7 protein-coding genes are annotated in these 7,755 nt (G+C 38.9%); all 7 read right to left on the minus strand.

Annotation, left to right across the window (positions count from 1 at the left end):
• A partial coding sequence (gene hisH, locus JWP71_RS13595; protein WP_299500940.1) for an imidazole glycerol phosphate synthase subunit HisH occupies window positions 1-641 on the minus strand: 641 nt, incomplete at its 3' end.
• 37 nt (window positions 642-678) lie between these two features.
• Window positions 679-1,821 (minus strand): bifunctional histidinol-phosphatase/imidazoleglycerol-phosphate dehydratase HisB, encoded by a 1,143-nt coding sequence (gene hisB / locus JWP71_RS13600; RefSeq protein ID WP_299500942.1) that lies wholly within the window; start codon window positions 1,819-1,821, stop codon window positions 679-681.
• Complete coding sequence (gene hisC, locus JWP71_RS13605; protein WP_299500944.1) at window positions 1,818-2,864, minus strand: histidinol-phosphate transaminase; 1,047 nt, start codon at window positions 2,862-2,864, stop codon at window positions 1,818-1,820. The genes hisB and hisC overlap by 4 nt, the downstream gene beginning before the upstream one ends.
• Before the next feature lie 102 nt (window positions 2,865-2,966).
• Window positions 2,967-4,295: a histidinol dehydrogenase gene (gene hisD, locus JWP71_RS13610; protein WP_299500946.1), complete on the minus strand. Its 1,329-nt coding sequence runs from the start codon at window positions 4,293-4,295 to the stop codon at window positions 2,967-2,969.
• 53 nt (window positions 4,296-4,348) lie between these two features.
• Window positions 4,349-5,200 (minus strand): ATP phosphoribosyltransferase, encoded by an 852-nt coding sequence (gene hisG / locus JWP71_RS13615; protein ID WP_299500948.1) that lies wholly within the window; start codon window positions 5,198-5,200, stop codon window positions 4,349-4,351.
• A gap of 208 nt (window positions 5,201-5,408) precedes the next feature.
• Window positions 5,409-6,911 (minus strand): hypothetical protein, encoded by a 1,503-nt coding sequence (locus tag JWP71_RS13620; protein ID WP_299500950.1) that lies wholly within the window; start codon window positions 6,909-6,911, stop codon window positions 5,409-5,411.
• A gap of 4 nt (window positions 6,912-6,915) precedes the next feature.
• Window positions 6,916-7,407: an HAD family hydrolase gene (locus tag JWP71_RS13625; protein ID WP_299500952.1), complete on the minus strand. Its 492-nt coding sequence runs from the start codon at window positions 7,405-7,407 to the stop codon at window positions 6,916-6,918.
• Window positions 7,408-7,755 lie beyond the last annotated feature (348 nt).

The raw sequence follows: 7,755 nt of genomic DNA on the forward strand, positions 1-7,755 counted from the left end.
GAGAAATTTGTTAATAATGTTTCGCCAAAAACGCCTGATTTTTCGGGGTGAAATTGCACACCGTAAAAATTATCCTGCCAAATTGATGCCGAAAATTTAATACTGTAATCTGTTGCAGCTAAAGTATGTACGTTATTATATTCAATAAAGTATGAATGTACAAAGTAAAAATGTGAACCGGCAGGAATATTTTTAAAAAGTGGATTTTCCTTTTCGGTAAATACCCGGTTCCAACCGGTATGCGGCACCTTATGATCGGGGCTGGCGGCAAATTTTAAAGTCTTTATCGGGAAGATACTTAACAGGTCAGAATCCCCCTCTTCTGAGTATGAGGTAAGCAATTGCATACCCACGCAAATACCTAAAGTAGGTTTTTTAAGTGCCTTTATTGCGGGTACCAAACCGGTATGTTGCAATTTTTTCATGGCTGCACCGGCATGCCCAACTCCGGGAATAATATAACGGTCATAATGTACTAAATCGGCTTCGGTATTTACCATGCCATAGGCAATCCCCAGTCGCTCTAAAGCAGCGGTTAGCGAAAATATATTGCCGGCGCCGTATAAAATAATCCCAACTCCCCGCCCCCCTGAAGGGGAAGAAACAGCATTTAGTTTATTTTCTTGCTCGTTAATCGCCATTTTTATTTGTTCTCCTGCACCCTTTTTTGGGCTGGGGTTATAGTAAGCCCTTTGTGCTCGGTAAAACCATATTGTTTACATCACGTTTTACGGCCATTTTTATTGCTTTGGCAAAAACTTTAAATATAGCTTCAATTTTATGATGTTCATTCTGACCCTCGGCCTTTATATTTAAATTACACTTTGCCGCGTCGCTAAACGATTTAAAAAAGTGGTAAAACATTTCTGTAGGCATTTCGCCAATTTTTTCGCGTTTAAATTCAGCATCCCAAACCAACCAGTTCCTGCCGCCAAAATCAATGGCTGCCTGTGCCAGGCAATCATCCATTGGTAAACAAAAGCCATAGCGCTCAATGCCCTTTTTGTTGCCCAATGCTGCAGCAAAAACCTCGCCTAAAGCAATTCCGGTATCTTCAATGGTGTGATGCTCATCAATATGCAGATCGCCTTTAGCTGTTATTTCCAGATCGATACTGCCGTGACGCGCAATTTGATCAAGCATATGATCGAAAAAATGCAAACCGGTTGATACTTTGGCTTCGCCTGTACCGTCCAGGTTTATTTTTACATAGATGTCGGTTTCTTTAGTAGTGCGTTTACTTTCAAAGACACGTTCGCCCAGTTTTAAAAACTCGTATATCTTTTTCCAGTCGGTAGTTTCTAAAGCTACGGTGTCTTTTATATCGTCATTGTTTTTAAACTCACCACCACCTAAGTTTGAATGGTTATTTAGCCATATAGCTTTTGCGCCTAAATTCTTACCTAAAAGCACATCGTTTCTACGGTCGCCAATGGTAAAAGAGTTTTTAAGATCGTATTTATTGGTGTCAAAATACTGTGTTAATAACGCAGTGCCCGGTTTGCGGGTAGGGGCGTTATCTGCGGGCCATGTACGGTCTATGTATATAGCCGAAAACTTTACACCTTCATTTTCAAATGTTTTTAGGATGAAGTTATGCACCGGCCAAAAAGTATCTTCGGGATAAGAAGCTGTACCCAAACCATCCTGGTTGGTTACCATTACCAGTTCATAATCAAGTTCAGTGGCAATTTTCGATAGATACTCTATAGCGCCGGGGTAAAACTCCAGTTTTTCAAATGAATCTATCTGCTCATCAACCGGCTCTGTTATCATGGTGCCGTCGCGGTCAACAAAAAGTATTTTTTGCAAATTGCTCATTTGAATTTTTTTAAAGTCTCAATCAATATTTCATTTTCGGCAGGTGTGCCAACGGTAATCCGTAAACTGCCCTCGCAAAGATCAACTTTCGAACGGTTTCGTACAATTATACCCTTTTGTACCAGGAAGTTATAAATTCCCATGGGATCTGTTGTTTTAATCAGAATAAAATTAGCGTCTGACGGGTAAATATCCAGCACAAAATCAAGGTCCTTTAAATTAAGCACCAGCTTATCACGCTGTAACAAAGTCTCTTTTATCCAGCCGTTTACCTGGTCAACATTAGCGAGAGCTTTTAATGCCAATTGCTGCGATGATTCATTAATGTTATATGGAGGCTTAACCTTATTCATCACCTCGATGATCTCCTCGCTGGCAAAAGCCATACCTATACGTAAACCGGCAAGGCCCCACGCTTTTGATAGCGTTTGTAACACTACCAAATTAGCATATTCTGTTAACTCCTGTATAAACGTTTTTTGCCTGCTGAAATTGATATAAGCTTCATCAACCACAACAATTCCATCAAAATTGTTCAGCAAAGTTTCTACATCATCCCGGTTAATGGAGTTGCCTGTGGGATTGTTGGGCGAACAGATAAAAATAAGCTTAGTGTTTTTGTCTATAGCTTCGGCTATTCCTTCCAAATTCAATTGGAAATCTTCTGTTAATAATACCTTTTTGGTTTGGATATCATTAATATTTGCCGATACCTCGTACATGCCATAAGTTGGCGGTACCAGTATCACATTGTCCACTCCCGGGTTACAAAAGCTTCTGAACAGGATATCAATAGCTTCATCGCTGCCGTTGCCTAAAAATATATTACGCACCGGTACGCCCTTAATTTCGCTTAAGCGTTTTTTAACATCATATTGTAATGGGTCGGGATAGCGGTTATACGGCTCATCCAATGGCGAACCGAAAGCATTCTCATTCGCATCCAAATACACGCTGGCCTCACCCTGAAACTCATCGCGCGCAGAAGAGTAGGGGGTTAGGTTTTTAATATTTTCTCTAAGTATGTTGTTTATGTTAAACATGGTCTTATTTGTTTTGTCATGCTGAGGTACGAAGCATCTTGTCGACCTGACAAGTATGATGTATAAGATTCTTCGGTATGCTCAGAATGACAAGTGTTTTTATTAGTTATCTTTCATTCTCACACTCACCGCATTCTTATGCGCGTGCAACCCTTCCAACTCCGCCAAAATTTCTACCGACGGCCCTATGTTTTTAATGCCTTCGGGAGTGATATGCTGAAAGGTTATTTTTTTAACAAACGAATCAACCGATACACCCGAATAAGCCCTCGCATACGAACTTGTTGGTAACGTATGGTTAGTTCCTGACGCATAATCACCCACACTCTCCGGCGTTAAATTACCCAGGAATACCGAGCCTGCATTAATAATCTTGTCGCTTATTTGCTGCCAATTCTCAGTTGCCAGTATCAGGTGTTCGGGCGCGTATTGGTTGCTAAACTGCATGGCCTCATCCAACGTATTGGTTATTATGATGTAAGAGTTTGCCAGTGCCTGCTTTACAATTTCTGCACGGGGCAAAACAGCAGTTTGCTTTTCAACCTCTGCCAGTGTATCTTTCGCTATTTGTGCCGATGTAGTAACCAATATAGACTGACTATCAATGCCATGCTCAGCCTGCGCTAACAGGTCGGCTGCTATAAATTCCGGTGTGGCGGTATCATCGGCAATTACCAAAACTTCTGAAGGACCCGCAGGCATATCAATAGCGGTTGTAGTAGTTGATTGTATGATGGTTTTAGCCTTGGTTACAAACTGGTTGCCGGGGCCGAAGATTTTATCAACCTTAGTGATGCTTTCTGTACCATAAGCCATAGCCGCGATAGCTTGCGAGCCACCCGCCATGAATATTTTATCAATACCTAAAAGCAAAGCAACATAAGCGATGAACGCGTTAACCTTCTCGTTTTTTTGCGGAGGTGAGCAAACCACAATTTCATGACATCCTGCAATGCGTGCGGGGATACCCAGCATTAAAAACGTGCTTGGCAAAACAGCCGTACCGCCGGGGATATACAAACCAACTTTTTCAATTGGCCTTAATTCGCGCCAGCAGGTTACACCGGGCATGGTTTCTACCTTATCTTCGGCCTTTAACTGCGCCTGGTGAAAACCATATATATTATTATAAGCAATCTCTAAAGCCAGTTTTTGTTCCGGAAGAACAGTAGAAGCAATCTCTTCCAACTCTGCCTTATCCAAATAGAGCTTGCTTAAAGTAACCTTATCAAACTTTTCGGCATAATCATACAAAGCGCGGTCGCCATTTTGCTGAACGTTTGCTAAAACGTCCTCAACAATAGCGCGTATCTCGTTAGCCGGGTCAACATTACGTTGAACCAGTTTGGTGATATCGATTTTACTTAAGTCTGAATAATTGTATGTCTTCATAACCCCCCAGCCCCCTGAAGGGGGAGTGTTTAAAATCATTTATAAAAAATATAACCTTGCCCAATTTGCTCCTCCTTTAGGAGGGTGGGGGGTTATAATATTATCTTCTCAATCGGCATTACTACAATACCTTGTGCGCCGGCTTGTTTTAACTGGCTTATACGGTCCCAGAAATCACGCTCTGGTATTACGGTGTGCACTGCTACCCAGCCTTCTTCTGCCAATGGCAAAACTGATGGGCTTTTTACGCCCGGTAACAATGCCAGTATATCCGCTAGGTTATTTTTCGGCACATTTAATACCACGTACTTCGTCTCTTTAGCACGTAATACTGATTGTATGCGTTGTATCAACTCTTGTACCAAATCGCTGTTTTCGCTGCCTTTTGATCCTATTAGTAGTGCTTCGGATGCCATTACGTCAGCAAATGGTTTTAGACCATTACTTTTTAACGTGCCGCCTGTTGATACCAAATCGCAAATGGCATCGCTTAACCCTAAGCCCGGAGATATTTCTACAGAGCCCGAAATGGTACGTATGTCAGCCTGTATGTTTTGTTTTTGCAGGAATTTACCCAATATAACAGGGTAGGTGGTAGCTATTGATTTTCCGTTTAGGTCCTTTAGTTCTTTAACATCGCTGTTATTGGTAATGGCGATTTTTAATGAGCATTTGCCAAATCCTAAACGTTGCAGGTAACTTACAGCAACTTCGGTTTCTTCTATTACGTTTTCGCCTACAATGCCCAGGTCGGCAATACCATCCTGTACATATTCAGGGATATCATCATCGCGCAGAAAAAGAATTTCCAGCGGGAAGTTAGACACGGGAGATATAAGCGAGCTTTTATAATTTTCGAAATTTAAGCCGCAATTTTTTAATAATTCAACGGATTTTTCGTTGAGCCGACCCGATTTCTGGATCGCTATTTTAAGTGTTTTCACTGATTGTATTTAAGGTACTATAATAAAAATTATAAACGGGGGTTGTTATTTCGCGTAGAAACATACATTATCTTATCACCACATGGTGGTGATGGTTCAAATGAAGATGATGTAGTTTTAAAAGTCCCATTTTTATATAGCGTAACTATAGATAAGCACTGCAAATATAGGTAGTTGTTTTTAAAAACAAAATAATAAGTTCGTTACCTTACTTTTCATCGCATAAATATATCTCGCCTTGTTTGGCTTCGCCTATTTTTACCAGTTTTTTATGGGTGGTAATATCCTGCAGACTAATTAACTCTTTATTATATAAATTATCAAACCAAATTAAATAGAAACGTTTTTTGGAGTAGAACTTATTTACATCTTTTTGAAAGAATTTATGTGGAATTAACTCTGATGGCATTCCGGTAAATAAATATACAGCCTCATTAGCATCCGTATAAATAGGGATGCCCGGTTTAAACATTGTTTTATGGGCCTTTAAATATTTAATAAATTCCGATTTGTTCCAGCTATCGTCAGAATAGCCGGGTACGCCGTAATCCATTTCATCGTCATAACGATCTAAGTCAATCTTTAATGTCGAATATTCAAAAGCCAGCATTAAAACAATTGCCATACCGGCTAAAACATATCTTGATTTGTTTTTTATTATCGCCAATATATCAGGTACCCAACTGGTACAGCTTATTAATAAAGGAATAAACATTGGCGATAATAACCTGCTGTTAATGCGCTCAAAACGAGAAAACGTGGCTAATAATATGATGAAAAGGCCATAAACTATTGTAAAGGCTATTACTACATTTTCATAACTGTTAATTTTACCCTTATATACTTTCCATACTAAAAGTGCTATTAAGGCAAGTATTATTATAGCAGTAACAGGTATGGCATAATGATCTGCAAAATTGCCAAGAGCTCCCCAGTCGTTGAATACTGTTCCTGTATAATATAAGTTTTCGTTGAGTGGCGTTATAGAAGGCTCGCGTGTACCTGTGCTTAAGCCCACAGTTAAACGATTAAATACTAAATTACTAATCAGCAATGATGATGAGGTTAAACTGAACAGGCAGATATGTTTGATCTTTACCGGAATAGTTAATTTATTATCAAGCAATAACAACAGCCCACCTGTGGCAATTAGTGTGATTCCGGCGTAGCGCGTTATACAACTTATTGCAGCAACTAAAGCTACCAATACCAGTGCTTTAGTAGTATGTTTTTGCAGATAATGATGATATGCTAAAATAAACAGCATTACCTCTAATATAAATAAGGTCTCTGACCATAAAAAACTGTAGATCTCTAACAGGGCAGGACTTAGTATAATGGCTATTAGTATTAACCATTTATAAATGTTAGAGTGCGCTATAAATTTTGATAGCATCCACCCACTTACAAATATTACCGATGCAAACAGGCAGGCATTTATAACCGGCCCAGCAGTAATAGGATCAATCCTTGAAATAAATTGTATCACTCCTAAAAAGAACGGATAGAAAACGGGGAAAAAAACCAACGGGGTTTCGTTAAAAGTTATTAGCGAGCCATGCGCTTGAATATTGGTTGCGGTGCTGGCATACATTATAGAATCGGGCGAGATACCAACGCCACTATATTTAGTAAATAGGTGAACAGCGTAAAACCCAACAATAGCTGCTATTAAGGTATCCAGATGTTTTAGGTAGATGTTAAATCTCATAGAATTAATCAATCAAATCTAATACTGTGCTTATAGGCTGGTCGCTATCAATTAATATACCTTTAACTCCTGCTGCAGTGCCCGCTTCTACATCACGTTCCCTATCACCTATGAAATATGATTTTGATGGATCAAGATTATACTTTTCTATCCCCTGTATCAATAGCCCTGGTTTGGGTTTGCGGCAATCGCAGTCGCCGGTAAAATCCGGGTGATGCGGGCAGTAGAAAAAGTCTGTTATTTCAACACCGTGGTCATGATAAGTTTCTTTTAACATTTTATGCATTTTGCCCAGTTCATCTTCGGTATACCAGCCTTTGGCTAAACCACCCTGATTGGTAGCTACTAAAAGCAGATAGCCCTTATCCTGCAAGGTTTTTAAGGCATCAAAATTATCAAGTATTATAAAATCTTCTACGCGGCGAATATAATCTCCTTGCTCATGGTTTAGTACACCATCACGATCTAAAAAAACAGCTTTATTTTTTACAGGCATTCGTTATAAATTTCGGCTAAATTACTAAATCTGTTTTTAATGCCGTTGACGATAATGTATTGAGTGTCCTGGTTGTAAGAAATTAAATATGGTTAGTGCAAAACTTATGTAGTAGCATTTTGCTTTCAAATTTTGGTTCAAATGCAAATTTTGTCTGATAATTGTATACATATAATTACTGTCGATTTTTATAATGTAAGTCATGTAATTTATGATATTTCAATACAAATTATCTAAATTTTATGAAATTCAAAATTAATATACATTTATTCTGTGATTTTTTGAGATAATACCAAAAATTTATATTTATATCGTAAAAAAGTTTTGATTTCTGTATTTTCGTAGTTA

The organism is Mucilaginibacter sp., from assembly GCF_028287845.1.
Lineage (GTDB): Bacteria > Bacteroidota > Bacteroidia > Sphingobacteriales > Sphingobacteriaceae > Mucilaginibacter.

What these genes read in the sequence shown, in the direction of transcription:
- hisC (WP_299500944.1), bottom strand. Translation starts at nt 2,864, where the DNA reads ATGTTTAACATAAACAACATACTTAGAGAAAATATTAAAAACCTAACC.
- JWP71_RS13620 (WP_299500950.1), bottom strand. Translation starts at nt 6,911, where the DNA reads ATGAGATTTAACATCTACCTAAAACATCTGGATACCTTAATAGCAGCT.
- hisD (WP_299500946.1), bottom strand. Translation starts at nt 4,295, where the DNA reads ATGATTTTAAACACTCCCCCTTCAGGGGGCTGGGGGGTTATGAAGACA.
- hisB (WP_299500942.1), bottom strand. Translation starts at nt 1,821, where the DNA reads ATGAGCAATTTGCAAAAAATACTTTTTGTTGACCGCGACGGCACCATG.
- JWP71_RS13625 (WP_299500952.1), bottom strand. Translation starts at nt 7,407, where the DNA reads ATGCCTGTAAAAAATAAAGCTGTTTTTTTAGATCGTGATGGTGTACTA.